The organism is Shewanella electrica, from assembly GCF_022321485.1.
Classification (GTDB): Bacteria; Pseudomonadota; Gammaproteobacteria; order Enterobacterales; family Shewanellaceae; genus Shewanella; species Shewanella electrica.
In genome coordinates this window covers 1-248 of record NZ_JAKOGG010000599.1, presented here as the reverse complement: position 1 = coordinate 248, position 248 = coordinate 1, and the positions used below count along the sequence as shown (strand labels likewise).

Here is a 248-nt window from a genome sequence, read left to right as displayed (position 1 = left end):
ACACGTGGGCGGTCAGGTCGTCACGAAGGTTCTTGCGAGTGGTCGCGGAAGGCACCGGACCATCTTCCCACTCCTTGCGGCCCGACGGCACCGGCTGGGGATTGCCTTACTCATGGTCAAGGAATCATCCCGGGAGTAAGGTGTTGAGCATGCCCACAGCCACCGTCACCTCCAAGGGACAGATCACGATCCCAGCGGCCGTCCGCCGCGCCCTCGGGCTGCGTACCGGCGACCGCGTCGAGTTCGTC

At 65.3% G+C, this 248-nt stretch carries 1 protein-coding gene; it reads left to right on the top strand.

Annotation, left to right across the window (positions count from 1 at the left end; translation table 11 throughout):
* Positions 1-149 precede the first annotated feature (149 nt).
* Positions 150-248: AbrB/MazE/SpoVT family DNA-binding domain-containing protein (locus tag L9G74_RS23245; protein WP_369123396.1), on the top strand; the 99-nt coding region annotated here is incomplete at its 3' end.